The following is a 24,901-nucleotide window of genomic DNA, read 5'->3' as shown; positions in this document are numbered from 1 at the left end:
CGACGCCTCCCAGTGCATCCTGGCCGAGCTCCGACGGGCCGGCCCACTTCGTGCGGAGAACCGCATCACGTCGGGTCGGCGAGGTCGCCGTCCCTACGCTGAGGACATGGCGCATCTGCGAGCGGTCGGGTTCGACCTCGACGGGACGCTGTTCGACCACCGTGGCGCAGCGACCGCCGGTGCCGCCCGGTTCCTCGAGTCACTCGGCGTGCCCGCCTCGGCGTTCACCATCGCCCGCTGGTTCGCCGCCGAGACCGAGCAGTTCGAGCGGTGGCGAACCGGGCAGATCAGCTTCGAGGAGCAGCGGCGCGAACGGCTGCGGGCCGTCCTGCCCGCGCTCGGCGTGCTGATCCCCGCCGACAACCGGAGGCTCGACGAGCTCTTCGACGCGTACCGGCACCACTACGAGGCATCCTGGCGCGCGTACCCGGGGAGCTTGCCGCTGCTGCGGACGCTCCGTGTGCAGGGGTACCGCATCGGCGTGCTGACGAACGGCACCGAGACGCAGCAGGTCGACAAGCTGCGCCGCACCGGCTTGCTCGATGCGGTCGACGTCGTGTGCACCTCGGAGCGGATCGGGGTGCAGAAGCCGGACCGTCGCGCGTTCGAGACCCTGTCCGCCGAACTCGGCGTCGAGTTGAGCGGCTGCTTGTTCGTCGGGGACAGCGTCGCGCACGACGTGGAGGCGGCCCAGGCCGCCGGGATGCACGGACTGTTGATCGACCACGGGGCCCAGGACGGCCCCGACATGGAGGCCCTGGTGCTCACAGCGCTCGCCGACCGCCGCGGGTGACGTGGCCGCTCGGCCGCTCGGCGGCTCGGCGGCTCGGCGGCTCGGCGGCTCGGCCGCGGCAAGCGGCCGTAGAGTGCACCATGACCCAAACACCGGCAGCATCGCCGCTGCTGCACCTCGGGGTGCTCGCCGAGTCGCGGAAACCCGACGAACGCCGCCTCCCGATCCATCCCGCCCACTTCGAGCGCATCGACCCCGACCTGCGCGCGAACATCATCCTGGAACGCGGGTACGGTCGCCGCTTCGGAGTCACGGACGACCAGCTCGAACCCCTCGTCGGCGCCATGGCGGACCGAGACGAGCTCATCGCCGCGTCGGACGTCGTCCTCCTGCCCAAGCCCCAGGTGTCCGACCTCGAGGACCTGCGGGACGGGCAGGTCCTGTGGGGCTGGCCGCACTGCGTGCAGGACCCCGCCCTCACCCAGGTCGCGATCGACAAGCGCCTCACCCTCATCGCGTGGGAGTCGATGAACCACTGGCGGTCGGACGGTGGGTTCAGCCTGCACGTGTTCCACAAGAACAACGAGCTCGCGGGCTACTGCTCCGTCATCCACGCCCTGCAGCTCTGTGGTTCCACCGGGGACTACGGCCGCCGGCTCACCGCGGTCGTGATCGGCTTCGGAGCCACCGCTCGCGGTGCCGTCACCGCGCTGAACGCCCACGGGATCCACGACGTCCGCGTCCTGACCAACCGCGACATCGCGGCCGTGGGATCGCCGATCCCGTCCGTCGACATGCTGCAGATCAGCCAGGACGACCACGACCCCAGCGGCAACACGGTGAAGACCGAGGACGGTCCGGTGCCGCTGGCGCCGTACCTGGCCGAGAACGACATCGTCGTGAACTGCACGCTCCAGGACCCGAACGCCCCGCTCACGTACCTGCGCACCGAGGACCTGGGCGTGTTCCGTCCGGGCAGCCTCATCGTCGACGTCTCGATCGACGTGGGGATGGGGTTCGAGTGGGCGCAGGCGACGACCTTCGCAGAACCGATGACCACCGTCGGCGAGAGCACGAACTACTACGCCGTCGACCACAGCCCGTCGCTCCTCTGGAACTCGACGACGTGGGAGATCAGCGACGCGTTGATGCCGTTCCTCCGGCCGGTGATGGCGGGCGCGGCCGCGTGGGCCGACTCGAACACGATCCGACGCGCCGTCGAGATCGAGGACGGCCACGTGCGCAACCCGGCGATCCTCGCGTTCCAGGGCCGCTCGGACGAGTACCCGCACGCGGTGGCCGGCTGACCCGGGCGCTGGGCGGGCGCTGGTCGGGCGCTGGTCGGGCGCCGACCCGATGCGGAACGACGAGGTCGACGTCGTGCGACAACGGCCTCGTCGTACCGCGTCGGCGGTGCTCACCGGAGCGCCGCAGCAGCCTCCCGCAGCTCGGCGAACGCTGCGAGCGCATGACCCGCGAGTCCGTCGTCATCAGCGCGTGCCGCACCGGCCCACCGGTCGAACCCCTGCTTGAAGGCGAGCACGCCCATCTCGCTCGCGAGCCGGGCCGTCGGTTCCGCGACCCCGCGCTCGATGAGCGCATCGGTCATCGCGGCGGCCATCCCGACGCTCTTCAGGGCGTCGCGCTCCTGCAGTTCGGCGCTCGCGGCGACCGCGGCCTTGAGTCGCGGTCCCAGCTCGCGGTTCATCGGACCCATCTCGCCCGATGCACGTTCGAGCCCAGCGGCGACGGCGTCGAGCGGTGAACGTTCGGGCGCTGCGTCGGTGATCCCCTCGGACAACAAGCGGCTCAGCGTCTCCTGCCCGGCGACGAGCAGTTCGCGCTTGTCCGGGAAGTGTCGGAAGAAGGTGCTCTTCGTGACCCCCGCTCGCTCGGCGATCTGCGTCACGGTCGTCTCGTCGTACCCCTGCTCGGAGAACAGGTCGACGGCGGCCAGGACCAGCCGTTCCCGAGCTCCCGGTTCCCATCGCGCCATGGAAGCATCCTACGGGACGGGACAATTGTCTCATCACAGGTGTACGGTGACGAGACACTTGTCCCATCACTGGAGGATCTCATGCGCGTCTTCATCACCGGCGGCACCGGCACCATCGGAACGGCCGTCGTCGCCGAACTCATCGCCGCAGGCCACAGCGTCACTGCGCTCGCCCGCTCGGAACGCTCGGCCGCAGCCCTCACCGCGGCGGGCGCCGAACCAGTCCGGGGCGGTCTCAGCGACCTCGACGTCCTCCGTGCCGGTGCGCGCGCCGCCGACGGCGTCGTCAGCCTCGCGTTCTCGAACGACTTCAGCTCGCCGGAAGCCCTGACCCGGGGCATCGCCGAGGAAGCGGATGCGATGGCCGTACTCGGCGAGGAACTCGTTGACTCCGACCGCCCGTTCGTCGTCGTGTCCGGCACACCGTGGGTCCCGGGCAGGGCGTCGACCGAGGCGGACCCCCTGCCCATCGAGGGACCGGTCGCCGGTCGCGCCCGATCGGTGCTCGCCGCGCTCGACCTGGCCGAGCGTGGCGTGCGGGTGTCCGCGATCCGGTTGCCGCGCACCGTGCACGCCGACGGCGCGGGCGGCTTCGCCGGCATCCTCACCGAGACGGCCCGAGGCAGCGGTGTGGCCGGGTACCCCGGAGACGGCGAACAGCGCTGGCCCGCCGTGCACGCGCGGGACGCTGCCGTCCTCTTCCGACTGGCTCTGGAGGTCGCACCGGCCGGCACGGTCTGGCACGCCGTGGCCGACGAGGGCGACCGGGTGCGCGACGTCGCCGAGGTGATCGGCCGACGGCTCGGACTGCCGGTCGAGCGCGTCGCGGATGAGACGTTCGGGGCGTTCGCCCCGATCTTCGTGATGGACCAGCCGGCGTCGAGTGAGCACACGCGTCGCACGCTCGGTTGGGAGCCGGCCCACGAATCACTGCTGGCAGACCTGGAACACGTCGAGCGCTGACGTCGAGCGCTGACGTCGCGCCCTGGGCGCGACCGAGGGACGGACGGGAGGCGCGGTGCAGGCCCGCACCGTGCCTCCCGTCCGCCGTCGGCGCGCGTGACCTGCCCCGCGTCGGTCGCGCGGACCGGTGCGGTCGTCAGGCGGTGCGGTCAGTTCCCCCACACGAAGAACGCGATGACCCCGCCCATCAGGACCGCACCGATCGGGACGAGGTACACCCAGTCGTGACGGATCGGACCCTGTCCGGGCTGGTGGTCGCGCTGGAACGGCGCGACCGGGTTCCCACTCGTTCCCGGCAGGAAGTCGACAGAGTGCTGTCGGACCGGTTCGTGTCGTCGGCTGTGCATCGGACCCCCGTGATCGCGTCTGCGGTGGGCTCTGGCGGGCTCGAACCGCCGACCACTTCGGTGTAAACGAAGTGCTCTACCAACTGAGCTAAGAGCCCGCGACACGATCCTAGAGGTCGATTCCCCGTATCGTTGCGCTGGACATCCCGTCCGTTGGCCAGTTCAGCGCTCGGCTTCATTTCGCCGATAGTAAGCCGTACACTTAACCCATGTCCGACGACCCCGTCTACGCCGTGATCCTCGACCTCGTCGACTCACGAACGCTCGACGACCGCCCCGCCGCACAGCGCGAGGTCGAGCAGGCGTTCCGCGAGACGACGGACGTCACCCCGGTGGACCCGGTGCACGCGACCGTCGGCGACGAGTTCCAGGTCATCTACGCCACGCTCACGGACGCGCTCGTCGCCAGCACCGCCGCCATGCTCGCGCTGCCACCGACGGTGCAGGTCCGGCTCGGGATGGGTCGCGGGACGGTGCGGACGGTGGGGTCCGGCACGAGCGGTCCGCTCCAGGACGGCCCGGCGTGGTGGTCCGCCCGCGACGCCATCAACGAGACGCACCGCCGTGAAGACGGCAGGACGTCCTTCCTCCGGTCGTGGTTCCACGCGTCCGACGATCGCCACGGCACCGAGGAGCGACTCGTGAACGCCTACTTCCTCAGCCGCGACCACGTCCTGGCCCGCCTGACGCCCCGGGCAAGACGCATCGCGCTCGGCCTCGTCCAGGGCCGGACCCAGGCGCAGATCGCCGCGACCGAGGGGATCACCCCGTCAGCGGTGTCCCAGTCGGTGCAGAAGTCGGGTGTGGCCGCGATCGTCGAGGGCCTCCGGGTCCTCGTGGGACAGGAACGCTGATGCTCGCCGGGATCCTCCTCGCACTCATCGGTCTGGGCGACGTCGTCCGGGCCCGCACCGGTGCCGATGCACACCGGCAGCGCACGCTGACCAACATCGCGGTCGTCGTGCTGTGGGCCGGGGTGTCCGCCGTGGCGTGGCTCGGTCTCGGTGTCCCCGTGTGGGGTGTCCTCGTCACGGTGGTGCTCGCGGCGGCGTGGATCGCCACGACCGCGCCGGTCCGAGCCGGTGCCGGGACCGCCGACGACGACCGTGACGCGCCGACGACCCGGGGGCTGCTGCGGCGGTCCGGGTCCTGGCCCGCGGTCCTGCTCGCCGTCGCCGTCGCCGTGCTGCTGCTCTGGGGGCCACTGCCCGACGGCACGGGCTTCGTGGTCGACTGGCACGACGGCTCGGGCCTGGCGTTCGTCGACGCCGTTCCGCTCGCCGCCGTCGTGGGCGGTGTCGGCTCTGCGCTGTTCCTCGTCGACTCCGCGAACGTGGTCGTCGCCCAGGCACTCCCGCCGGGACTGCAGCGCGGAGCCACCACGGGCGCCGAGGCCGATGACCTCCGCCGCCGGTTCGGGCGACGCCGACGCTCCGACGCCGACGCCGAACAGTCCGGGGACAGCACGGTGAGCCTCAAGGGCGGACGCCTGATCGGCCCGATCGAACGGCTGCTCCTGGCCGGGTTCGCGGTGGCGGGGGCCTTCCCGGTGGTCGCCGCACTGATCGCGGCCAAGGGCATCGTCCGGTTCCCCGAGATCCGGCGCGAGACGACCGGCTACCAGGCGGAGTACTTCCTGATCGGCAGCCTGGTGAGCTGGGCGATGGCCTTCGCCGCCGCCGGCATGTGCTGGCTCCTGGCGCACAGCTGATCCGCGCGGAGCCCGTCGCGCGCGTTTCCCGAGGTTCCGAAATCTCGGCATCTCGCGGCCCCGAGCGCGCCGCTGTGGAACCTCGGCGATGAACAGGCGGCGAGTCGTGGAACCTCGGCCCAGCGAGTCAGCCCGGCATCGGGCGCTTTCGGAGCCTCGTCAGGCTGCGCGGCGCGCCCGACCCTCGACCTGACGTTGGACGAACGCCTGTCGGAGTCGCTCGAACAGCACGGCCGGACGCCCGGTGTCGGCAGCTGTCGCGTGGATGACGATCCAGCCGTTCACCGCGAACCCGTTCGACCGGCGCTGATCGTGCTGGAAAGTGCGGCGGTCACGGTGGTGGTCGCCGTCGTACTCGAGCGCGATCCGGAGTGTCGGCCACGCGAGGTCTGCTCGGCCGAGGAACGAACCGCGGTCGTCCACGACGTCGACGTTCACCTCGGGTTCCGGGAACCCGGTGTCGACGACTCCGAGCCGGAGACGCGTCTCCATGGGTGACTCGACTCCTGTCCGCACCTTGTCCAGCGCCGCTCGTGCTCGTCGTGCCGAGCGACTCCCCGCGACGATCGCGGCCGCCAGTCCGTCGATGGTGGCGAGCCCGCTCGGACCGACGAGGTGGTCACCCAGGACGACGAGTTCGACGGCGGTCAGCACTGACGCGGATTCGAACCACGCGCGCGCTGGCGGACTGACCGGGATGCCGCGGACGAGTTCCGGCCGGAAGCCCTCGATCCGAAGCCGGTGCGGGATGACCTGGGGGCGGCGCATGATCGGCGCGGTCCCGATCGCCGTCACGTGCACGAGTTCGTCGTCGAGCCGTGACGGGAGCGGCGCTCCCCAGAGCCGAGCGGCCGTGGTGTGGCTGACGAACTGGTCGCTCCGGAGGACGACGGCGATCGCTTCCACGACCGTCACGGGGACGTCCGCTCTGACGCGGACGCCGTGGACCGGAGCCCTGAGGTCGCGGCGGGTCAGCCACGCAGGGCTCGCTCCGGCCGCGATGGCCTGCCGCACCAGGAACGGCCTCGGCGAGTGGTCGTGTCGTGCTCGATTCCCCATGACGAGAGCATCGCGCACGAGGTGTCGGGCCCGACCCCGGTGGGACGCATCTGTGGAGAACGACGCGGGACGGGCCTCCAGTCCGAACCAAAAGGACGTGGCGAGGTTCCACGACATGCCGCGCGATGATCACCGAGGTGCCGATCCCGGGCGAACAGCGGCCCGAGGTGCCGAGATTTCGGAACCTCGGCGGCACACCGCGGAACCTCGGGCGCACCCGCACCCGAGAACCCCGGGGGTGGCGGGTACCCTCTCCCTCGTGAACGGTGCCGGTGTCCTCGACGAATCCGGGCGGCTGCGGCTCCTCGGCTCCGGGCTGACGGGTGCCGCGTTCGCGGTCGTCCTCGTCATGCTCGTGTTGTCCTCGTGGACCGAGGCGACCACCACCGTCCTGGTCTCCGTCGGCATCCCGTCCGCGGCGGCAGGTGCCGCGATCGCCGTGTACCTGCAGCTCCGGTCCTGGCGCGCCGAGGGCGGGTACGAGAACTCGGTCCTGGTCCGCGACTGGGTCGCCGAGGGCCAGATCCCGGTCGGAGTACCTGCCGAGCTGTGGATCCCGCTCGTCCAGGCGCAGGCCGACCGCGAAGGAGCCGGCTGGGGCAAGGTCGTCCTCGGCACGCTGTGGATCGCGATGACGTGGTCGATGCGTGACCAGCACGACGCCCTCATCACGACGATGTTGATCCTGCTCTGGGCTGGCATGGTCCTCTGGGCAGCGGTGTGGGTCATCCCCCGCGCTCGCGCGGCCCGTGCGCTGCTCCGCCGCGGCGTCTCCACGATCGGCTGAGCGACCGCCGGAGCCCGCTGACTACGCTCGGCGGCATGCAGAGTCGCACCCTCGGTCGCACCGGCCGCGAAGTCTCCCCCATCGGTCTCGGTACGTGGCAGTTCGGCGGTGACTGGGGTCCGGTGAGCGAAGCGGACGCGAACGCCGTGATGGACGCCTCGGTCGAGTCCGGTGTCACGCTCTTCGACACCGCCGACGTGTACGGCGACGGTCGCAGCGAGCAGCTCATCGGTTCGTGGCGCGCATCGAACCCCGGCGTGCCGCTGACGGTCACGACGAAGATGGGTCGCCGTGCCGAGCAGGTCCCGGCGAACTACTTCGCGGCGAACTTCCGCGAGTGGGTCGACCGCTCCCGGACGAACCTGCGGCAGGACACGCTCGACCTGGTGCAGCTGCACTGCCCGCCGTCCGAGGTCATCGGCGACGACGCGGTGTACGACGCCCTCGACGCGCTGGTCGCGGACGGCTCGGTCGCCGCCTACGGCGTCAGCGTCGAGACGGCCGACCAGGCGTTGGCCGCGATCGCCCGGCCCGGCGTCGCGAGCGTCCAGATCATCCTCAACGCGTTCCGGCTCAAGCCGCTCGACCGCGTGCTGCCGGCAGCCCTGGAGGCAGGGGTCGGCATCCTCGCGCGCGTCCCGTTGGCATCGGGGTTGCTGTCCGGCAAGTACACGACGGAGACGTCGTTCGCCGAGGGCGACCACCGCAACTACAACCGCCACGGCGAGGCCTTCGACCAGGGCGAGACGTTCAGCGGTGTGGACTACGACGACGGCGTGCGCGCGGCACAGACCTTCGCAGCGTCGCTGCCGGACGCCGTCTCGGTGCCCCAGGCGGCGCTCGCCTGGGTCATCGCGCAGGACGGCGTGACCGCGGCGATCCCCGGAGCCCGCAACCCGGAGCAGGCCCGGTCGAACGCGGCGGCCGGCGACCTGCCGGAGATCGACGGCCTGGACGCCACGGTGCGCGACCTCTACGACACGTGGTTCCGCGCCACGGTCCACGACCGCTGGTGAGGACCCGCGTCGTCGCGGTCGCGGTGGCCGCACTCCTGCTGCTGTCCGGCTGCGCAGCGCCGGGGGCGGGGCCGTCGCGCGACGCTCCGCCCTGGCCGCGGCCGACCGACCTGTCCGCCCGCGCCGACGCTGCGGGCCTCCGGAACGTGTGGGGCGAGCGGCTCGCCGAGCACGTCCACACCCACCTGACGATCCTCGACGGCGACACCCCGGTGACGGTCCCGGCGAACATCGGGCACTCGGACCGGGGGAAGTTCGCCGCCGAGATCCACACGCACGACACCTCGGGCATCGTGCACGTCGAGTCCCCCACCGAGCAGACGTTCACGCTCGGCCAGTTCTTCGACGAGTGGGGCGTCTCGCTCGGTCCGGAACACGTCGGCGGCCTGCGCGGCGAGCTCACGGTGTGGGTGGACGGGCGCCGGACGATCGGCAACCCACGCTCGATCGAGCTGACGAACCGGCGCGAGGTCGTCCTGATCGTCACGACGATCGGCGAGGTCCCGCGCCTGCCAGCCCCGTTCGACTGGCCGCCGCAGTACGGCTAGCTCGAACGGTGCGAGGTTCCGTACCCGGTGCGCCCCGCCGGGACTCGCACCGAAGACGGAACCTCGCATGGAACCGCACCGCCCGCTCACGCCTCCTTCGGCGCGACCCACGTCAGGTCGAGCTCCCACTGCTCCACGGAGCCGGCAGGCAACTGCCACACGTACTCGTTCTTGAGCTTCTTGCCGTCTTCGCGGAACGGCCCCGTCCGGTACGGGTAGAACGCCACCGTCGGCAGCGTGCCGGGCGGCGCCGTCCGGATCGCGTTCGAGAAGTCCTTGTTCAACCGCCGCAGTTCGGCGATGACCGCGGGGCGCGCCGCGTCCGAGTCGAAGGACCCGGCGCCCGCAGCGAGCTGGAACGCGATGTGCAGCTGGCGGTCACCCCGGTCGTCCTCGTAGCTGATGAGCCGGTGGTTCTCGACGGCCTCGAGCAGCTCCGGGTCGCCGTAGACCACGTCACGCACGACGTCGGGTGCGACGACCGCGCCGTTGTAGTCGACGGACAGGTCGGACCGGCCGTAGTGGAACAGCAGCGGCAGGTCGAGCTCGGCGGCGTCGGCGAGTTCGTCGAAGCCGTGCGCGCGGAGCGTCTGCCGCAGTGGACGCATCCGCACGACGTGCCCGCGGTCGTGGATGTTGTAGCGGATCCGCGGGCTGATGTTCTCGGACCGGGTGATCGTGACGACGAGTTCGCCGAGTTCGTTCGTCTCGATCAGGTACCCGAACGGGTTGAACTGGAACACCATCGGCAGCACGCCGTACTCGGCCTGCTTCGTCAGCGCGGCGGACAGCTCGGGCGACGCCGCGATCGCCCGGCGCAGCTGCACGCTGAACGGCGTCTCGATGCCGAGGTTGATCTCGAGGTCGCTCGCCCCGTACGACCCGAGGACGGCCTGCGCGTACTGCTCGATGTGGGCGCGCATGTTCTCGCTGATGCCCTCGCCACCGAACGCCGCGACGATCGTGTACTCGCTCCAGTCGAGCCGGTCGTCCTCGAACAGCGCCTTCAGGAACGGCGGGTAGCTGCAGATGATGTACGTGAAGTCGGCGCCGAACTCGCGCATCGTCTGCACGATCTTGTCGCGGTCGGGCCCGATCGACTTGATCATCGACGACTCGGTGAGCGACGCCGTCACGTTCATGCCCGTGGCCCACGCCCCGAGCGAGAACGCGTTGAGCACGAACGGCTGCTTCGGCAGGTCCTTCGCGGTGCGCGAGAACCCGAGCTGCAGCAGTTGCCGTGTGGCCTGGCGTTCGTCGGGACCGCGCACCCAGCTGGTCGGCGTGCCGCTCGACCCGCTCGACTCGTCGACGACGACCCCGCGCCGTGGCAGCCGCCCGTCGACGCAGCGCTCGGGGATGCTCCACCGCTTGACGTACGACTCCTTGTCCATCTCGGGCAGCCCCGAGATCGCTGCGGCGATCCCGCCACGCGTTTCGAGACGGAACGGACGGGAGGCCCGCCCCGCCTCCGCCAGGAACGCCCCGTACGCAGGCACCCGCTTCGCAGCCCGCTCCACGGTCCGCCAGACACGCCAGCGTCCGAGGGTCCAGCGGAGCGGCTCGATGCCCGGCGTGAGCAGGAGCTTGTGGGTGCCGACGCGCGGCATGAACAGCGCCACGAAGGTCTCGACGACCCACACGACCGTGAAGACCGCCGCGCGCTTCACCGTGCACTCCCGAGTGTCATCGCGGCCGCCGGTCTGCGGTGTGCCAAGGGTGGTGGCGCGCTGTGCCCGAAGCGGAACAGCATCCACGCCATCCGGCCGTCGGACTCGTCGACGCCGGCCTGTTCGACGAACGCGGCGTGCGAGCGCGGGTTCGTGATCACGGTGCCGAACGGGTGCAGGGCGATCCCGCGCGCGGTGAACTCGAGCCAGATCCGCATGAACACCCGGCCGGCCTCGACGTACTCGGCCGGCGTGCGGAACGGCCCTTCGAGCCAACCGAGCTGCCGGACCCCCCGCATCGTCGACAGGTACACGCGCTTGAAGACCCCGCCGACGCCGGGTGCTTCCCACAGCCCGCGGTGCTCCATCGCGAACCGGAGCACCGGGCCGGGCATGAGCATCGTCTCGGCCGACAGACCGTCGCCGGCGGTCGCGGCCTGCCGCTTGGAGAACCGCAGCCAGTGCAGGATCTCGTCGTGCACGGCGTCGTGCTGCAGGTCGTCGAACAGCGTCTCCTGGTTCACCCGCACGATCTCGTCGACGGTCGCCCGGTCAGACGTGGTGCGAAAGCGCTGCCCGGCTGCCGACGCGATGGCGGACGCGGCCTCGATCGCGGAATCGTCCACCAGGGTGGCGTCGTAGGGCCGGCGTGAGGTGCGCCGCGCGAGGAAGCGGGCCAGTGCCTCCCGGTCGTCCGCCGTGACCGCCCTCGGACGCAAGGTCACGCTGCCCAAGCGGTGCAGGTGGTCGTCGGCCGCGCCGTCCAGCCGGCCGAAGTCCATCTCGGCGTGGTCCAGCCGCTCCTGCACGGAGAAACCGTGCGCCCGGGCGACGACCTCGAGCCCGGCCAGGAACACCCCCGCGCAGACGTGCCCGAACGGGATGCCGAACGACTCTGCCGGCAGCCCCCGTCGCAGGTCGTAGAACACGGTCGCGGTGCGGTCGTCCTCGACGCGCACGACGATCGGTTGCGAGTTGTGCGGCGACGGGTAGTGTCGCGCGTCCTCGATGATGCCGGTCCACGGTGATGCCATCGGTTCCCCCTCGGTGGTCTCTGGCACCGATCATACGAACCCCCTCCGACGCCCATGCCGCTGCGGGCATGCGGGGCCACCGCGACCTGCGTAGCCTGCTGCCATGGGCACGATCCGGACCGGCACCGACCTCGCCGCGGTCGAGGACGTCGTCGCGGGCATCTCCGCCCACGGTGAGCGGTACCTGGACCGGCTCTTCACCGTGCGGGAGCGCACCGACGCGGGCGACGACCCGGAGCGTCTGGCGGCACGGTTCGCGGGCAAGGAAGCGGTGGTGAAGCTGCTCCGGCCCGCGCCGGACCAGGCGATCCCGCTGCGCGACGTGGCGATCGTCCTCGACGACCACGGGGCGCCGACGGTCGAGCTGACCGGGGCCGCCGCCGCGCTGGCCGAGTCGGTCGGGTGCGGCCCGATCGCGGTGTCACTCGCGCACGAGCGGGGGCTGGCCGTGGCGACGGCGGTCGCGCTGTCCGACCGCTGACGGGCGCACCGGCACCGCCACCGCCGGCACCGCCGACTCGGAACGACGATCTCGATGTCGTACGACGTCGACTTCGTCGTTCCGAGTCGCCCCGCCTCACCCCCGCGCCACCCCACCTCCGCGCCACCCTGTACCACCGCACAGGGGCGTCGGACGCCGTGCGGTTTCGCGCACCCGCACGGCGGTTTCCCGAGGCCCGGTCTTCCTTATCGTTGCCGTCATGGACCAGGAACCACAGCTCTCCAGCACGACCGCACCGACGGCGACCACGACCGCGACGCTCGCCGACCCGGCGATCGAGCAGGCCGTCCGCCGTGCCCTCGCCGACCACGGGCGCCTGACCGTGGACGCACAGGACGTCGCCTCGATCGCCGACCTGTACGCGCTCGGGCTGTCGTCGCACGCCACGGTCAACGTCATGCTCGCCGTCGAGTCCGAGCTCGACGTCGAGTTCCCCGACTCGGTCCTGAACCGGTCCACCTTCGCCACCGTCGAGTCGATCGTGGCCGCCGCGGAGCTCGCCTCGTGACCCTGACCATGGCGGCGACCGCGGTCGTCGACCGGTTCGCCGAGCGTGCCGCCGACGTCGCCGCGGTCGCCGCGCAGTTCGCGGACGAGGTCGACCGCGACGCCCGTCCGCCGCGCGAGGCCATCGCTGCGATGCGCGAGTACGGTCTGCTCGCCGCTGCCGTCCCCGCCGAGCACGGGGGCCAGGGCGCCTCGGTGTCCGAGCTCTCCGCGATCGCCACCGAGCTCGGGCGTGCCTGTGCCGCCACCGGGATGGTCTTCGCGATGCACCAGGGCCAGGTGATGGCGCTCTGGCGGCACGGCGGCGACGGTGCCGGCGTGCTCGAGACCATCGCAGCGGTCCGCGACGGCGCACTCGTCGCCTCGGCCACGACGGAGCGCGGGGTCGGTGGCGACGCCCGCCGTTCCACGTGCTCGATCGAGGCCACCGACGACGGCCGGATCCGCCTGCGCAAGGACGCGCCGGTGATCTCGTACGCCACCGAGGCCGACGCGGTGTTCGTCACCGCCCGCCGCGACCCGGACGCCCCGGCCTCCGACCAGCGGCTGCTCATCTGCCGGACCGACTCGATGGTGCTGTCGCAGACGTCCACCTGGGACACCATGGGGCTGCGCGGGACCTGCAGCAACGGCTGGATCCTCGACACCGAGACCACCGTCGACCGGGTGTTCCGCGACGACTACGCCGCGATCTCGGCGCAGACGGTCCTGCCGGTCTCGCACGTGCTCTGGGCCTCGGTGTGGCTCGGCATCGCCGCCTCGGCGAGCGAGCGCGCCCGGACCGCCGTCCGCAAGCAGGCCCGCGCCGCGATCGGGACGACCCCGCCCGGAGCACTCCGGCTCGCCGAACTCCTGGTCGATCTGCAGGCCCTTGCCGACTCCGTCCGGCACGCCGCCGAGCGGTTCGACGCCGCGGCCGACGACCCCGAGGTGCTCGCCTCGAGCGCCTACGCCCTCGCCGCGAACGCCCTGAAGATCGGGGCGTCCGAGCGCGTCACCGACATCGTCACGAAGGCGATGCGGATCGTCGGGATCGCGGGCTACGCGGCCTCCGGCCCGATGAGCATCGCCCGACACCTCCGAGACGCCCACGGCGCCGCCGTCATGGTGAGCAACGACCGTCTCCTCAAGAACGACGCCGACCTGGCCCTCATGACGGGAGTGATCCTGTGACCCTCACGGACCCCACCACCAGCACGACCAGCACGACCAGCCCCACCGCTCCGGACCTCGACGCTGCCCGCGCCGCACTCCGTGCCCGCCTGCTCGCCGACCGCGTGCTCATCGACCTCGGCTCCCCCGGGCTGTACGGCCGCACCGGCGTGTTCGAGCGCGTGTACACGGCCGTCGACGCCGCAGCCGTGCGCAGCCAGCAGGACCTCGACGCCGAGGTGCTGCGGTTCCCGCCGGTCGAGCCGCTCGCCGCGTTCGAGCGCACCGACTACATCGCGTCGTTCCCGGACCTCGCCGCGTCGATCTCCGGCTTCACCGGCGACGACCGCACGCACCGGGCACTGCTCGCCGCCCGCGAGCGCGGTGAGCGCTGGGAGGGCTTCCTCGAGCCCGCCGACCTCATGCTCACCCCCGCGGTCTGCCACCCGGTGTACGGCCTGGTCGGCGACACGATCCCGCAGGAGGGCCGCTTCTTCGACATCGTCGGCGACTCGTTCCGCCGCGAGCCGTCGCTCGACCCGATGCGCCTGCAGGCCTTCCACATGCACGAGTTCGTGCACATCGGCACGCCGGCGTCGGCCCAGCAGCACCGCGACGGCCGGATCCCGGTGATGCGCGAGCTGCTCGAGTCGTTCGGGCTCGAGATCGACGTCGTCCCCGCCAACGACCCGTTCTTCGGCCGCGTCGGGCAGATGCTCGCCCGCAACCAGGTCGAGCAGGCGCTCAAGTTCGAGTTCGTCACGCCGGTCTACGGTGACGACCACCCGACCACGGCGATCAGCTCGGCGAACCTGCACGAGGACCACTTCGGCACCTCGTTCGGCCTCCGCACCGCCGACGGCGAGGTCGCCCACAGCGCCTGCATCGCCTTCGGCCTGGAGCGCATCACCATCGCCCTGTTCGCCGCACACGGCACGGACGTCGACGCCTGGCCGGCGTCGGTCCGCGCGGCACTCGAGCTGTGACGACGCTGCACGGATGGTCCGGTTCACCGGCCGTCCGCGCCGCCGTGCAGCTGCCGCCCGCGGCGCGGGCCGGCGTCGTCATCTGCCCGCCACTGGGACAGGAAGGCGTGATCGCGTACCGCACGCTCCGCCTGCTCGCAGACCGCCTGGAGGCCCGTGGCATCGCCTCGGTGCGCTACGACCCGTCCGGACGTGGTGACGGCGCACCCGACACCGACCCCGACGCGCAGGTCCGGTCCGCACGCCACGCGGCCGCCGTGCTCCGCACGTCGGGAGTGCAGCACGTGGCGTTCGTCGGGCTCGCCTCCGCAGCCCTCGTCGCCGCGGCCGCCGCGGAGGACACCGACGCCCTGCTCGTCTGGGACGCCCCGGCGTCCGGTCGGGGCTGGCTCCGTCGGCAACGTGCCCTCGCGACGATCACGATCGGCAGCGAGCGGATCGTGGACGGCGTCGAGAGCCTGATCGGCATCGAGGTCGAACCCGACGAGGCGACGGCGCTCTCCGCCCTCGCCTTCGCGCCGCGCACCGGTCCGACCGTGGCGCTGGTGCGGCCCGAGACCCGCGCGCCGAAGGCCCTCGGACCCGTCGAGACCGTCGAGGTGCCCGGCAGCGCCGAGTTGCTCGACGGCACCAGCATCCACGCCCGGATCCCCGGAGCCGCGGTCGACCGAGCCGTCGCCTGGCTCGACGCCTGGGCGCCGACCGCTGCGGCGCCGGTGGTGCCGCCCGTGCTCGACGAGGTCCTGGACGTCGACGGCCGCGTGTCGGAGCGCATCGTCCACCTCGGCCCCGACGCGTTGTTCGCCGTCGAGACCGTGTCGTCCGCCCAGCACCACGACGCCCCGCTCGTCGTCCTGCACAACGGCGCCGCCGAACACCGGGTCGGCGCCACCGACTACCAGGTCGACCTCGCCCGTGCGCTCGCCCGTGACGGCGCCCGCGTCGTCCGGGTCGACCGCCGTGCCACCGGCGAGAGCACCAGCGTGCGCGAGGACGAACGCAGCTTCCTCTTCGCCCAGGAGTGGGTGGAGGACCAGTCCGCCGTCGTCGCCGACCTCGGCACCCCCTCGGACCGCCTGGTGCTCGTCGGCATGTGCGCCGGCGCGTGGCTCGCCGGTCGGTCGGCGGACGAGGCTCCGCGCCTGGTCGTCGAGATCAGCCCGAACGACTACCGCCGGCAGCCGGCGGCCCCCGGCAGCTACGAGGACGCCGTCCGCGCGGTCGACGCTCCCTCGGCACGTCGGCTGTGGGTCCGTCGGCGGTACAACGCCGTCGTGCCGAAGGCCCTGCGCGAGTGGATCGCGCGGCGGGACCGGGTCGGCGGCGTCGTCGAGCACGTCCGACCGCTCGTGGAGCACGGCACCGACGTCGTCGTGATCGCCGCCCCGGACGACGCCGCGCTGTTCGACCGGCTCGGCGGACCGAAGGCCCTGCGCCGCTACGGCGGTGTCGGTCGGCGCGGTTCGGTGTCGATCGTGCGGGTCGAGGACGGCGACCACTCGCTGTTCTCCCCCGTGATGCGTCGCGCCGTGCGCGCCGAGGTGCGTTCCCGCGTCGCGGCGACGTTCCCCGTCCCCGCCTGACGCTCCCGTCCCGACTCCGAACGACACCCTCGACGTCGTACGACATCGAGGGCGTCGTTACCGCGCGCCTGCAACTGTTGCGGCCGCGCGGAGACGACATGGTCGACGTCGTACGACAACCGCCTTGTCGCACCGTGCCAGCGCACCGTGCCGTCGCAGTGCCCTCGCAGCAGTCAGGCGAGTGCAAGCTCCCGCGCCACGGCGTCCGGGTGCTCGACGTGCGCGAAGTGCCCGCAGTCGTCGAGCAGGACCTTGCGGACCTGCGGCACGAGCTCCCGCAGGGCCTCGAGGTCCGAGACGCGCGCGAACACGTCGTCGCGCCCGGCGATCGCGGTGACCGGGCAGGTGATCCCCCGCCAGCGGCCGAGGTCGTAGCCCGCAGCGGTCCGCGCCGCGTCGGTGAACCGGGTCGGCCGGAGTTCCTGGACGAAGGCGTCGAGCACGCTGCGGTCGAGGCGCCGCACGTGCGTGAACACCGGCGCGGCGAGCAGCGGCAGCAGCCCGACGCGGGACAGCGCCCGGAGCATCGGCCGCGCGGCCTCGCCGGTGATCGACAGGCCAGCACGCAGCAGGGTGAACGACGGCAGCGTCCGGAGCCCTCGGAGCGGGTGCCGTGCGGCGTCCGCGGTCGCGACGGTCGTGCCGGACACCAGGGCGACGGAGCGCACGCGCCGGGGTGCGACGACCGCCAGGTGCATGCCGACGAAGGCCCCCATCGAGTGCCCGACGACGTCCACCGTCGTGATCCCGAGCGCATCCAGCACCGTGACCAGCGACACGGCGACGTCGTCGAGGTCGAACGCACCGCTCGGCGCCGGCGACGATCCCCATCCCGGCAGGTCGACGAGCACGAGGCCACGGTCACCGACGCCGTGCGCCGCGGTCAGCAGCGGGGTCCACGTCGACCAGGAGCCCGCGACGCCGTGCAGCAGCAGGAGCGGGTCGGGACCCGGGCGGTGGTGCACCACGACGGGTCCGGCGGGCGTCAGGACCTCGGTACGCCGGAGGTGCCACGCGGCGGGCGTGGGCGACACCGGGTAGGGAGCGTAGGCCTCGGTGGTGACCACACGGTCACGTGCATCCGTGTCGATGGCGTGCACCGGGCCTCCTGTCCGCTGTCGACGCGGATGCGTCGCAGGAGGGATTCGGAACGCTAGCCGACCGGGACGGGTGCGGTGCAGGCGGCGAGGCGGTCGAGCGCGGCCTTGTACTCGGCGACGTCGCGCTGCAGGCCGGGCTCGGTGATGATCGAGGCCTTGATGCGGCCCTGCACGTCGATGACGAAGGTCGCGCGGGTGGCGAAGCCCTTGTGCTCGAGGAAGACGCCGTACTCCTTCGAGACCGCACCGTGCGGCCAGAAGTCGGCGAGGAGCTCGAAGTCGTAGCCGTTGAGCTCGGCGAAGGAGCGGAGCGTCGCCTTGGAGTCGACCGAGATGCCGATGAGCTCGACGCGCTGGTCCTGGAACATCGCGACGTTGTCCTGCAGGGCGCAGAGCTCGTTCGTGCAGTTCGACGAGAACGCGAGCGGGAAGAAGACGAGTGCGACCGGGCGGTTGCCGCGGAAGTCGCTGAGTCGGACGTGCTCACCGAACTGGTTCGGGAGCTCGAAGTCCGGCGCGAGAGAGCCGATCTCGAGAGCCATCGGGACGTGTGCTTCTTCCTCGGGTGTGGGGTGTACCCGTCGGGTCCGTGCGCACGCGGGTCGCGTGTGCACGATCGGCCATGCTACGCCGACCGCACCCGAATGCAAGCACCCGCCACGTGCACCGCACCATCAGCATCACCGTCGGTGCTGGGGCCTAGAGTGGACGGGGCCCCATCCGGTCGTGACCCGACCACCGGAGCCACCATGTCCACCACCACGAGAACGAACGAGGTCAAGGGTGACGGTGAACGACCAGGACCCGTACAGCACCGGGGCGAACGACCAGGACCCGCAGGAGACCGCCGAATGGCGTGAGTCCCTCGACGGATTGGTCCAGACCCACGGACACCAGCGCGGTCGCGAGATCATGCTGAGCCTGCTCAAGCGGTCCAAGGAACTGCACCTCGGTGTGCCGATGGTCCCGACGACGGACTACGTGAACACCATCGCGCCGGAGAACGAACCCGAGTTCCCCGGCGACGAGGAACTGGAGCGCCGGTACCGCCGGTGGATCCGCTGGAACGCGGCCATCACGGTGCACCGCGCGCAGCGTCCGGGCATCAGCGTCGGCGGCCACATCTCGACGTACGCGTCGAGCGCCGCGCTGTACGAGGTCGGCTACAACCACTTCTTCCGCGCGCAGGACCACGCGTCCGGCGGCGACCAGGTGTTCTTCCAGGGCCACGCCTCCCCCGGGATGTACGCCCGCGCTTACATGGAAGGGCGTCTCGGCGAGGACCAGCTCGACGGGTTCCGTCAGGAGAAGTCCCACGCCGGCGGCGGCCTGTCGTCGTACCCGCACCCGCGGCTCATGCCGCACTTCTGGCAGTTCCCGACCGTGTCGATGGGCATCGGCCCGATCAACGCGATCTACCAGGCGCAGCAGGCCAAGTACCTGACCAACCGCGGCATCAAGGACGCCTCCGACCAGCAGGTCTGGGCGTTCCTCGGCGACGGCGAGATGGACGAGGTCGAGTCGCGCGGACAGCTCCAGGTCGCGGCGAACGACGGCCTCGACAACCTGAACTTCGTGATCAACTGCAACCTGCAGCGACTCGACGGTCCGGTGCGCGGCAACGGCAAGATCATCCAGGAGCTCGAGGCGTTCTTCCGCGGTGCGGGCTGGAACGTCATCAAGGTCGTCTGGGGGCGTGAGTGGGACGACCTGCTCGCCCGCGACACCGAGGGCGCGCTGCTCAACCTGATGAACCAGACGCCGGACGGCGACTACCAGACGTACAAGGCCGAGAACGGCGCGTACGTCCGCGAGAACTTCTTCGGGCGCGACCCGAAGGCGCTCGAGCTCATCGAGGGCTACAGCGACGACCAGGTCTGGAACCTCAAGCGCGGTGGCCACGACTACCGCAAGGTCTACGCCGCGTTCAAGGCCGCGACCGAGCACAAGGGCCAGCCGACGGTCATCCTGGCGAAGACGGTCAAGGGCTACGGCCTCGGCCCGAGCTTCGAGGGCCGCAACGCGACCCACCAGATGAAGAAGCTCACGCTCGACAACCTCAAGCAGTTCCGCGACGAGATGCGCATCCCGATCTCCGACGCGCAGCTGGAGGAGAACCCCTACACGCCGCCGTACTACCACCCGGGCAACGACGACGAGGCGATCCAGTACATGCACGAGCGTCGTCAGGCGCTCGGCGGCTACGTGCCGGAGCGTCGCACGAAGTACACCTCGATCACCCTCCCCGAGGACGCGAAGTACCAGGTCGTCAAGAAGGGCTCCGGCAAGCAGGAGATCGCCACCACCATGGCGTTCGCCCGGCTGCTGAAGGACCTGCTGCGCTCCCCGGACTTCGGCAACCGCGTGGTGCCGATCATCCCGGACGAAGCCCGCACGTTCGGCATGGACGCGTACTTCCCGACGGCGAAGATCTACAACCCGAACGGCCAGCACTACACCTCGGTCGACCGCGAGCTGCTCCTGGCGTACAAGGAGAGCCCGCAGGGCCAGATCATCCACGTCGGCATCAACGAGGCCGGGGCCATGGCCGCGTTCACCGCGGTGGGCACCTCGTACTCGACGCAGGGCGAGCCGCTCATCCCGGTCTACGTCTTCTACTCGATGTTCGGGTTCCAGCGCACGGGTGACGCCATCTGGGCCGCCGGCGACCAGATGACCCGTGGCTTCATGATCGGCGCCACCGCCGGTCGCACGACGCTGACGGGCGAGGGGCTGCAGCACGCCGACGGCCACTCGCTGCTCCTCGCGACGACGAACCCGGCCGTGGTGTCGTACGACCCCGCGTACGGGTACGAGATCGGGCACATCGTGCAGGCCGGCCTCGACCGGATGTACGGCACGAACGAGGACGGCTCGCCGAAGCACAGCGACCCGAACGTCATGTACTACCTGACGGTCTACAACGAGCCGATCGTCCAGCCGGCCGAGCCCGAGGGCATCGACGTCGACGGCATCGTCAAGGGCATGTACCTGCTCAAGCCGAGCGAGCACGACGGCCCGAAGGCCCAGCTGCTCGCTTCCGGTGTGGCCGTGCCGTGGATCCTCGAGGCGCAGCAGCTCCTCGCCGAGGACTGGGGCGTCTCCGCCGACGTCTGGAGCGTCACGAGCTGGGGTGAGCTGTACCGCGACGGTCTCGACGCGGAGCAGCACGCGTTCCTCAACCCGAACGAGTCGCCGCGCACGCCGTACGTCACCGAGCGTCTGCTCGCCACCGAAGGGCCGGTCGTCGCCGTCAGCGACTTCATGCACCAGGTGCAGGAGCAGATCCGCCCGTTCGTGCCGACCGACTACGCCACGCTCGGCGCCGACGGCTTCGGCTTCTCGGACACCCGTCCGGCCGCTCGTCGCTTCTTCCACATCGACGGCCCCTCGGTCGTCGTGCGGACGCTGCAGCAGCTCGCCCGCCAGGGCAAGGTCGACGGCGCACTCGTCCAGCAGGCGATCGACAAGTACCGCCTGCACGACGTGACCGCCGGCACCACGGGCAGCGCGGGCGGCGAGAGCTGATCAGCAGGTGACGCCCGTCCAGCCGGACACCGAGGGCCTGTCGAAGGCCCAGAGCCAGGAGAGCGCGCGCGAGCGGGCGCTCTCCTGGCTCCGTCAGGTGTCCGGAGAACTCTCCACCGCCACGATCAAGCGCCTCGAGGACACCCTTCCCTGGTACAGCGAGATGCCGCCGGGGCGCCGCTCCGCCGTGGGCCTCGTTGCCCAGGCGGGCATCACCTCGTTCATCAGCTGGCTCGAGGGCACCGCGTCGACACCGTGGATCGCCGCGGCCGACGTCTTCGGTTCGGCCCCGCGTGAGCTGCTGCGCTCGGTGAGCCTGCAGCAGACCCTGCAGCTCATCCGCGTGGTCGTCACGGTGGTCGAGGAGCGCGCCGCCGACGACGAGATGCTGCAGGAGGCCATCCTCAAGTACTCCCGCGACATCGCCTTCGCGGCGGCCGACGTCTACGCCCGTGCTGCCGAGGCCCGCGGGCTGTGGGACGCCCGGCTCGAGGCACTCGTGGTCGACTCGATCCTGTCGGGCGAGTACGACGACGAGCTGCCGTCCCGCATCGCCGCCCTCGGGTGGCACGGGCACGGCGAGGTCGCGGTGCTCGTCGGCACGGCACCGAAGCAGCTCGAGGTCGACCAGGTCCGCCGCACTGCCCGGCACATGGACGCCGACGTGCTCGTCGGCGTGCAGGGCTCGCGCCTCGTCGTGGTGATCGGGCGCTCGACCCCGCGGGACGACGTACCCGAGGGCGAGGACCCGGTCTCGTTCACGGCCATCGCGCAGGCGCTCGAGCCGCTGTTCGGCGAGGGCCACCTGGTGCTCGGCAACGAGGTCCCCGGGGTCGTCGACGCCTCGACCAGCGCGAAGGCAGCCCTCGCCGGGTTCGCCGTCGCGCGGGCATGGCGCGGGGTCCCCCGTCCGGCGCTGGCCGACGACCTGCTGCCCGAACGCGCCCTGGCCGGCGACCCGCTCGCCCGGTCCGCCCTGGTGCAGCGCATCTACGTGCCGCTCAAGGACCAGTCCACCGAACTCCTGCAGACCCTGTGGTGCTACCTGGACACCGGTCGGTCGCTCGAGGCGACGGCGCGCGAGCTCTTCGTGCACCCGAACACCGTCCGCTACCGCCTGCGCCGCGTCGCGGACATCATCGGGTGGGACGCCACGCACGCTCGGGACGCCCTGATCGTGCAGTCGGCCCTGATCCTCGGCGCGATGTCCGAATCGGCCACGGGTCGTCGCCGGATCACCCCACGCCGGTAGGGAACCGACAATGTCACGCGGGGTTTCGTGTGGGAAGCCCACACGGGCCCCGCGGTGCATGAGCGACAGGATTGTCCGGTGATCGTCGTCGTCGCGCCCGGACAGGGCTCCCAGACCCCCGGCTTCCTCGCCCCCTGGCTCGAGGACGCCGCCGTTCGTGAACGTGTCGGGCAGTGGTCCGAGTCGATCGGGGTGGACCTCGCCGCACACGGCACCACGTCGGACGCCGACACCATCAAGGACACCGCACTCGCGCAGCCCCTCATCGTCGCCGCCGGTCTCGTGACCGCCGACGCGCTGCTGGCCGACGGCCGCCGCGCGCTCGTCGGCGGGGTCGCCGGGCACTCGGTCGGCGAGTTCACCGCCGCCGCGGTCGCCGGGGTCCTCGAGCCGACCGACGCCGTGTCGCTCGTCGCCGAGCGCGGCCGGGCCATGGCGGACGCCGCTGCCCTCGAAGCGACCTCGATGGCCGCCGTGCTCGGTGGCGACGCCGACGCGGTCGCCGCAGCACTGCAGTCCCACGGGCTCGTCCCCGCGAACCACAACGGCGGCGGCCAGACCGTCGTCGCCGGCACGGCCGCCGGCATCGCCGCGCTCGTCGCGGACCCGCCCGCCAAGGCCCGCGTGATCCCGCTCGCGGTCGCCGGTGCGTTCCACACCCACTTCATGGCCCCAGCGGTCGAGCGCGTGGCCCCGGTCGCCGCGGCCGCCACGGTGCACGACCCGACCCTGCCGATCTGGACCAACGCCGACGGTTCACGGGTCGACGACGGTCGCCGGTTCGTCGACCTGATGGTCCAGCAGATCGCGAGCCCCGTGCACTGGGACGCCGTGATGGAGTCGTTCGGGGCCGCCGGCGTCACCGGCATCATCGAGCTCGCGCCGGCCGGCGCCCTGGTCGGGCTCGCCAAGCGCGGCCTGCGCGGCACGCCGTCCGTCGCCATCAAGACCCCCGAGGACCTGCCCGCAGCGATCGACCTGCTGCAGCGCGCGGACCAGGAAGCAGACGCCACCGCATGACCGAACGTCCCGCACTCTCCCAGCGCCGCGGCCACGAGTTCACCCGGATCCTGGCCTTCGGCGCCGCCCGCGGCGAGAACGTCGTGCCGAACGACGACCTGGTCGGCCCGATCGACTCGTCCGACGAGTGGATCCGCCAGCGCACCGGGATCATCACGCGCAAGCGTGCCGGCAAGGACGTCGAGGCCGTCGACCTCGCCGAGGCCGCCGCGCGCGAGGCGATCGAGAAGGCCGGCCTGTCCCCCGACCAGATCGGTGTCGTGCTGGTCAGCACCGTGACGCACACCGTCGCGACCCCGTCGATGGCGTCGCTGCTCGCCGAGCGGATCGGCGCGACGCCCGCCGCCGCGTACGACATCAGCGCCGCGTGCGCCGGGTACGCCTACGGCATCGCCCAGGCCGACTCGTTCATCAAGTCCGGCCTCGCCGACCACGTCCTGGTCGTCGGTGCCGAGAAGCTCAGCGACGTCGTCGACCCGACCGACCGCTCGATCTCGTTCCTGCTCGGTGACGGTGCCGGCGCGGCCGTCGTCGGCCCGAGCGACTTCCCCGGGATCGCCCCGACCATCTGGGGCTCGGACGGCTCGAAGTGGGACGCCATCGGCATGACGGCGACCTACAACGAGTGGGAAGCCGGCGCGCCCCGCCCGACCATGCGCCAGGCGGGTCAGACGGTCTTCCGCTGGGCCGTGTGGGAGATGGTGAAGGTCGCCCGCGAAGCCCTCGAGACCGCCGGTGTCCGACCGGAGGACCTCGCGGCGTTCGTGCCGCACCAGGCGAACATCCGCATCATCGACGAGTTCGCGAAGCAGCTCGGCCTGCCCGAGTCGGTCACGATCGCCCGTGACATCACCACCACCGGCAACACCTCCGCCGCGAGCATCCCGCTCGCCACCCACCGCCTGCTCGAGGAACACCCCGAGCTGTCCGGCGGGCTCGCCCTGCAGATCGGCTTCGGTGCCGGGCTCGTGTTCGGCGCCCAGGTCGTCGTCCTGCCCTGATCCCACCCGGCCGCGCATCCCGCGCGACCAGCGACCACCCCGACGAGTCTCCGGGCGCGAGCACGCTGCGTGCCCTAGGCTGGTCCACGGTCAAACGACACCCCCCTCAAGGAGAAACTCATGGCCCTGTCCAACGAAGAAGTCCTCGCCGGCCTGGCCGAGCTGATCAACGACGAGACCGGTATCGCCACCGACACCGTCGCCGCCGACAAGTCCTTCACGGACGACCTCGACATCGACTCCATCTCGATGATGACCATCGTGGTCAACGCCGAGGAGAAGTTCGACGTGAAGATCCCGGACGAAGAGGTCAAGAACCTCAAGACCGTGGGCAACGCGGTCGACTACATCGTCAAGGCCCAGGCCTGACACGAGCTTCCTGAGCGCCGCGGCCAGCGGTCACCGT

25 protein-coding genes and 1 tRNA gene are annotated in these 24,901 nt (G+C 71.5%); 18 read left to right on the top strand and 8 right to left on the bottom strand.

Annotated features, from left to right (window positions below):
- The first annotated feature begins 106 nt into the window (after positions 1–106).
- On the top strand, positions 107–793 hold the full coding sequence (locus EDF51_RS01285) for an HAD family hydrolase (protein ID WP_134193603.1): 687 nt from the start codon (positions 107–109) through the stop codon (positions 791–793).
- Positions 794–873: 80 nt separating this feature from the next.
- Positions 874–2,040, top strand: coding sequence for a N(5)-(carboxyethyl)ornithine synthase (locus tag EDF51_RS01275; protein WP_134193601.1), 1,167 nt, complete (start codon positions 874–876; stop codon positions 2,038–2,040).
- A 110-nt stretch (positions 2,041–2,150) separates the two neighbouring features.
- On the opposite strand, the gene EDF51_RS01270 is transcribed toward EDF51_RS01275, so the two are convergent.
- The gene (locus EDF51_RS01270; protein ID WP_123292596.1) at positions 2,151–2,729 is read right to left on the bottom strand and encodes a TetR/AcrR family transcriptional regulator; all 579 of its coding nucleotides are present in this window, start codon (positions 2,727–2,729) and stop codon (positions 2,151–2,153) included.
- Positions 2,730–2,810: 81 nt separating this feature from the next.
- Here EDF51_RS01270 and EDF51_RS01265 point away from each other — a divergent pair, with 81 nt between their 5' ends.
- Complete coding sequence (locus EDF51_RS01265) at positions 2,811–3,692, top strand: NAD-dependent epimerase/dehydratase family protein (RefSeq protein WP_134193599.1); 882 nt, start codon at positions 2,811–2,813, stop codon at positions 3,690–3,692.
- Positions 3,693–3,841: 149 nt separating this feature from the next.
- On the opposite strand, the gene EDF51_RS01260 is transcribed toward EDF51_RS01265, so the two are convergent.
- Together EDF51_RS01260 and EDF51_RS01255 are read right to left on the bottom strand one after the other, a co-directional pair.
- The gene (locus EDF51_RS01260) at positions 3,842–4,039 is read right to left on the bottom strand and encodes a hypothetical protein (protein WP_123292594.1); all 198 of its coding nucleotides are present in this window, start codon (positions 4,037–4,039) and stop codon (positions 3,842–3,844) included.
- A 25-nt stretch (positions 4,040–4,064) separates the two neighbouring features.
- Positions 4,065–4,137, bottom strand: a tRNA-Val gene (locus tag EDF51_RS01255).
- Positions 4,138–4,248: 111 nt separating this feature from the next.
- On the opposite strand from EDF51_RS01255, the gene EDF51_RS01250 reads away from it, so the two are divergent.
- Together EDF51_RS01250 and EDF51_RS01245 are read left to right on the top strand one after the other, a co-directional pair.
- The gene (locus EDF51_RS01250; protein ID WP_134193597.1) at positions 4,249–4,893 is read left to right on the top strand and encodes a SatD family protein; all 645 of its coding nucleotides are present in this window, start codon (positions 4,249–4,251) and stop codon (positions 4,891–4,893) included.
- Positions 4,893–5,750: a hypothetical protein gene (locus EDF51_RS01245; protein ID WP_134193595.1), complete on the top strand. Its 858-nt coding sequence runs from the start codon at positions 4,893–4,895 to the stop codon at positions 5,748–5,750. The genes EDF51_RS01250 and EDF51_RS01245 overlap by 1 nt, the downstream gene beginning before the upstream one ends.
- A 159-nt stretch (positions 5,751–5,909) precedes the next feature.
- Here the strand turns inward: EDF51_RS01245 and EDF51_RS01240 are convergent, their stop codons facing one another.
- Positions 5,910–6,665 (bottom strand): hypothetical protein, encoded by a 756-nt coding sequence (locus EDF51_RS01240; protein ID WP_134193593.1) that lies wholly within the window; start codon positions 6,663–6,665, stop codon positions 5,910–5,912.
- Between the two features lie 403 nt (positions 6,666–7,068).
- On the opposite strand from EDF51_RS01240, the gene EDF51_RS01235 reads away from it, so the two are divergent.
- From EDF51_RS01235 to EDF51_RS01225, 3 genes are read left to right on the top strand one after another with little or no spacing between them, the layout of a single operon-like run.
- On the top strand, positions 7,069–7,596 hold the full coding sequence (locus EDF51_RS01235) for a hypothetical protein (protein WP_123938247.1): 528 nt from the start codon (positions 7,069–7,071) through the stop codon (positions 7,594–7,596).
- A gap of 35 nt (positions 7,597–7,631) precedes the next feature.
- A complete protein-coding gene (locus EDF51_RS01230; protein ID WP_134193591.1) occupies positions 7,632–8,612 on the top strand; it encodes an aldo/keto reductase in 981 nt (326 codons plus the stop codon).
- Complete coding sequence (locus EDF51_RS01225; protein ID WP_134193589.1) at positions 8,609–9,160, top strand: hypothetical protein; 552 nt, start codon at positions 8,609–8,611, stop codon at positions 9,158–9,160. The genes EDF51_RS01230 and EDF51_RS01225 overlap by 4 nt, the downstream gene beginning before the upstream one ends.
- An 86-nt stretch (positions 9,161–9,246) precedes the next feature.
- On the opposite strand, the gene EDF51_RS01220 is transcribed toward EDF51_RS01225, so the two are convergent.
- Both EDF51_RS01220 and EDF51_RS01215 read right to left on the bottom strand, forming a co-directional pair.
- The gene (locus EDF51_RS01220) at positions 9,247–10,830 is read right to left on the bottom strand and encodes a CoF synthetase (protein ID WP_243837057.1); all 1,584 of its coding nucleotides are present in this window, start codon (positions 10,828–10,830) and stop codon (positions 9,247–9,249) included.
- Positions 10,827–11,864 carry a hypothetical protein gene (locus EDF51_RS01215; RefSeq protein WP_134193587.1) on the bottom strand — a complete coding sequence of 346 codons (1,038 nt, stop codon included), beginning with the start codon at positions 11,862–11,864 and terminating at the stop codon, positions 10,827–10,829. The genes EDF51_RS01220 and EDF51_RS01215 overlap by 4 nt, the downstream gene beginning before the upstream one ends.
- A gap of 103 nt (positions 11,865–11,967) precedes the next feature.
- On the opposite strand from EDF51_RS01215, the gene EDF51_RS01210 reads away from it, so the two are divergent.
- The 5 genes from EDF51_RS01210 to EDF51_RS01190 all read left to right on the top strand — a co-directional run bounded on the left by EDF51_RS01210 (position 11,968) and on the right by EDF51_RS01190 (position 16,594).
- Positions 11,968–12,345: a holo-ACP synthase gene (locus tag EDF51_RS01210; RefSeq protein WP_123340429.1), complete on the top strand. Its 378-nt coding sequence runs from the start codon at positions 11,968–11,970 to the stop codon at positions 12,343–12,345.
- 220 nt (positions 12,346–12,565) lie between these two features.
- Entirely contained in the window at positions 12,566–12,874 is a 309-nt protein-coding gene (locus EDF51_RS01205) for an acyl carrier protein (RefSeq protein WP_123292585.1), read from the top strand.
- Positions 12,871–14,046, top strand: a complete 1,176-nt coding sequence (locus EDF51_RS01200; RefSeq protein ID WP_207896194.1) for an acyl-CoA dehydrogenase family protein — start codon at positions 12,871–12,873, stop codon at positions 14,044–14,046. The genes EDF51_RS01205 and EDF51_RS01200 overlap by 4 nt, the downstream gene beginning before the upstream one ends.
- Positions 14,043–15,011 (top strand): amino acid--[acyl-carrier-protein] ligase, encoded by a 969-nt coding sequence (locus EDF51_RS01195; RefSeq protein WP_131846202.1) that lies wholly within the window; start codon positions 14,043–14,045, stop codon positions 15,009–15,011. Before EDF51_RS01200 ends, EDF51_RS01195 begins: the two co-directional genes overlap by 4 nt.
- Positions 15,008–16,594: an alpha/beta fold hydrolase gene (locus EDF51_RS01190; protein WP_134193585.1), complete on the top strand. Its 1,587-nt coding sequence runs from the start codon at positions 15,008–15,010 to the stop codon at positions 16,592–16,594. Before EDF51_RS01195 ends, EDF51_RS01190 begins: the two co-directional genes overlap by 4 nt.
- A gap of 173 nt (positions 16,595–16,767) precedes the next feature.
- On the opposite strand, the gene EDF51_RS01185 is transcribed toward EDF51_RS01190, so the two are convergent.
- Both EDF51_RS01185 and EDF51_RS01180 read right to left on the bottom strand, forming a co-directional pair.
- A complete protein-coding gene (locus EDF51_RS01185; RefSeq protein ID WP_166673471.1) occupies positions 16,768–17,694 on the bottom strand; it encodes an alpha/beta hydrolase in 927 nt (308 codons plus the stop codon).
- A 53-nt stretch (positions 17,695–17,747) separates the two neighbouring features.
- A complete protein-coding gene (locus EDF51_RS01180; RefSeq protein WP_111085695.1) occupies positions 17,748–18,236 on the bottom strand; it encodes a peroxiredoxin in 489 nt (162 codons plus the stop codon).
- A gap of 241 nt (positions 18,237–18,477) precedes the next feature.
- Here EDF51_RS01180 and aceE point away from each other — a divergent pair, with 241 nt between their 5' ends.
- From aceE to EDF51_RS01155, 5 genes are all read left to right on the top strand, one after another.
- Positions 18,478–21,222, top strand: coding sequence for a pyruvate dehydrogenase (acetyl-transferring), homodimeric type (aceE, locus tag EDF51_RS01175; protein WP_123292581.1), 2,745 nt, complete (start codon positions 18,478–18,480; stop codon positions 21,220–21,222).
- Positions 21,223–21,259: 37 nt separating this feature from the next.
- The gene (locus EDF51_RS01170; protein WP_111085717.1) at positions 21,260–22,474 is read left to right on the top strand and encodes a helix-turn-helix domain-containing protein; all 1,215 of its coding nucleotides are present in this window, start codon (positions 21,260–21,262) and stop codon (positions 22,472–22,474) included.
- Positions 22,475–22,552: 78 nt separating this feature from the next.
- Positions 22,553–23,494 (top strand): ACP S-malonyltransferase, encoded by a 942-nt coding sequence (locus tag EDF51_RS01165; protein WP_134193581.1) that lies wholly within the window; start codon positions 22,553–22,555, stop codon positions 23,492–23,494.
- A complete protein-coding gene (locus EDF51_RS01160; protein ID WP_123938256.1) occupies positions 23,491–24,495 on the top strand; it encodes a beta-ketoacyl-ACP synthase III in 1,005 nt (334 codons plus the stop codon). The genes EDF51_RS01165 and EDF51_RS01160 overlap by 4 nt, the downstream gene beginning before the upstream one ends.
- Positions 24,496–24,615: 120 nt before the next feature.
- A complete protein-coding gene (locus EDF51_RS01155; protein WP_017886710.1) occupies positions 24,616–24,864 on the top strand; it encodes an acyl carrier protein in 249 nt (82 codons plus the stop codon).
- The last annotated feature ends 37 nt before the right edge of the window (positions 24,865–24,901 follow it).

This window comes from Curtobacterium sp. PhB25 (assembly GCF_004365375.1).
Classification (GTDB): Bacteria; Actinomycetota; Actinomycetes; order Actinomycetales; family Microbacteriaceae; genus Curtobacterium.
The sequence above is the reverse complement of the archived record's forward strand: the minus strand, read 5'-3'. Positions and strand labels throughout refer to the sequence as shown.

What these genes read in the sequence shown, in the direction of transcription:
- EDF51_RS01210 (WP_123340429.1), top strand. Translation starts at nt 11,968, where the DNA reads ATGGGCACGATCCGGACCGGCACCGACCTCGCCGCGGTCGAGGACGTC.
- EDF51_RS01250 (WP_134193597.1), top strand. Translation starts at nt 4,249, where the DNA reads ATGTCCGACGACCCCGTCTACGCCGTGATCCTCGACCTCGTCGACTCA.
- EDF51_RS01270 (WP_123292596.1), bottom strand. Translation starts at nt 2,729, where the DNA reads ATGGCGCGATGGGAACCGGGAGCTCGGGAACGGCTGGTCCTGGCCGCC.
- EDF51_RS01205 (WP_123292585.1), top strand. Translation starts at nt 12,566, where the DNA reads ATGGACCAGGAACCACAGCTCTCCAGCACGACCGCACCGACGGCGACC.
- EDF51_RS01245 (WP_134193595.1), top strand. Translation starts at nt 4,893, where the DNA reads ATGCTCGCCGGGATCCTCCTCGCACTCATCGGTCTGGGCGACGTCGTC.
- EDF51_RS01215 (WP_134193587.1), bottom strand. Translation starts at nt 11,864, where the DNA reads ATGGCATCACCGTGGACCGGCATCATCGAGGACGCGCGACACTACCCG.
- EDF51_RS01180 (WP_111085695.1), bottom strand. Translation starts at nt 18,236, where the DNA reads ATGGCTCTCGAGATCGGCTCTCTCGCGCCGGACTTCGAGCTCCCGAAC.
- EDF51_RS01265 (WP_134193599.1), top strand. Translation starts at nt 2,811, where the DNA reads ATGCGCGTCTTCATCACCGGCGGCACCGGCACCATCGGAACGGCCGTC.
- EDF51_RS01230 (WP_134193591.1), top strand. Translation starts at nt 7,632, where the DNA reads ATGCAGAGTCGCACCCTCGGTCGCACCGGCCGCGAAGTCTCCCCCATC.
- EDF51_RS01155 (WP_017886710.1), top strand. Translation starts at nt 24,616, where the DNA reads ATGGCCCTGTCCAACGAAGAAGTCCTCGCCGGCCTGGCCGAGCTGATC.
- EDF51_RS01160 (WP_123938256.1), top strand. Translation starts at nt 23,491, where the DNA reads ATGACCGAACGTCCCGCACTCTCCCAGCGCCGCGGCCACGAGTTCACC.
- EDF51_RS01260 (WP_123292594.1), bottom strand. Translation starts at nt 4,039, where the DNA reads ATGCACAGCCGACGACACGAACCGGTCCGACAGCACTCTGTCGACTTC.
- EDF51_RS01285 (WP_134193603.1), top strand. Translation starts at nt 107, where the DNA reads ATGGCGCATCTGCGAGCGGTCGGGTTCGACCTCGACGGGACGCTGTTC.
- EDF51_RS01275 (WP_134193601.1), top strand. Translation starts at nt 874, where the DNA reads ATGACCCAAACACCGGCAGCATCGCCGCTGCTGCACCTCGGGGTGCTC.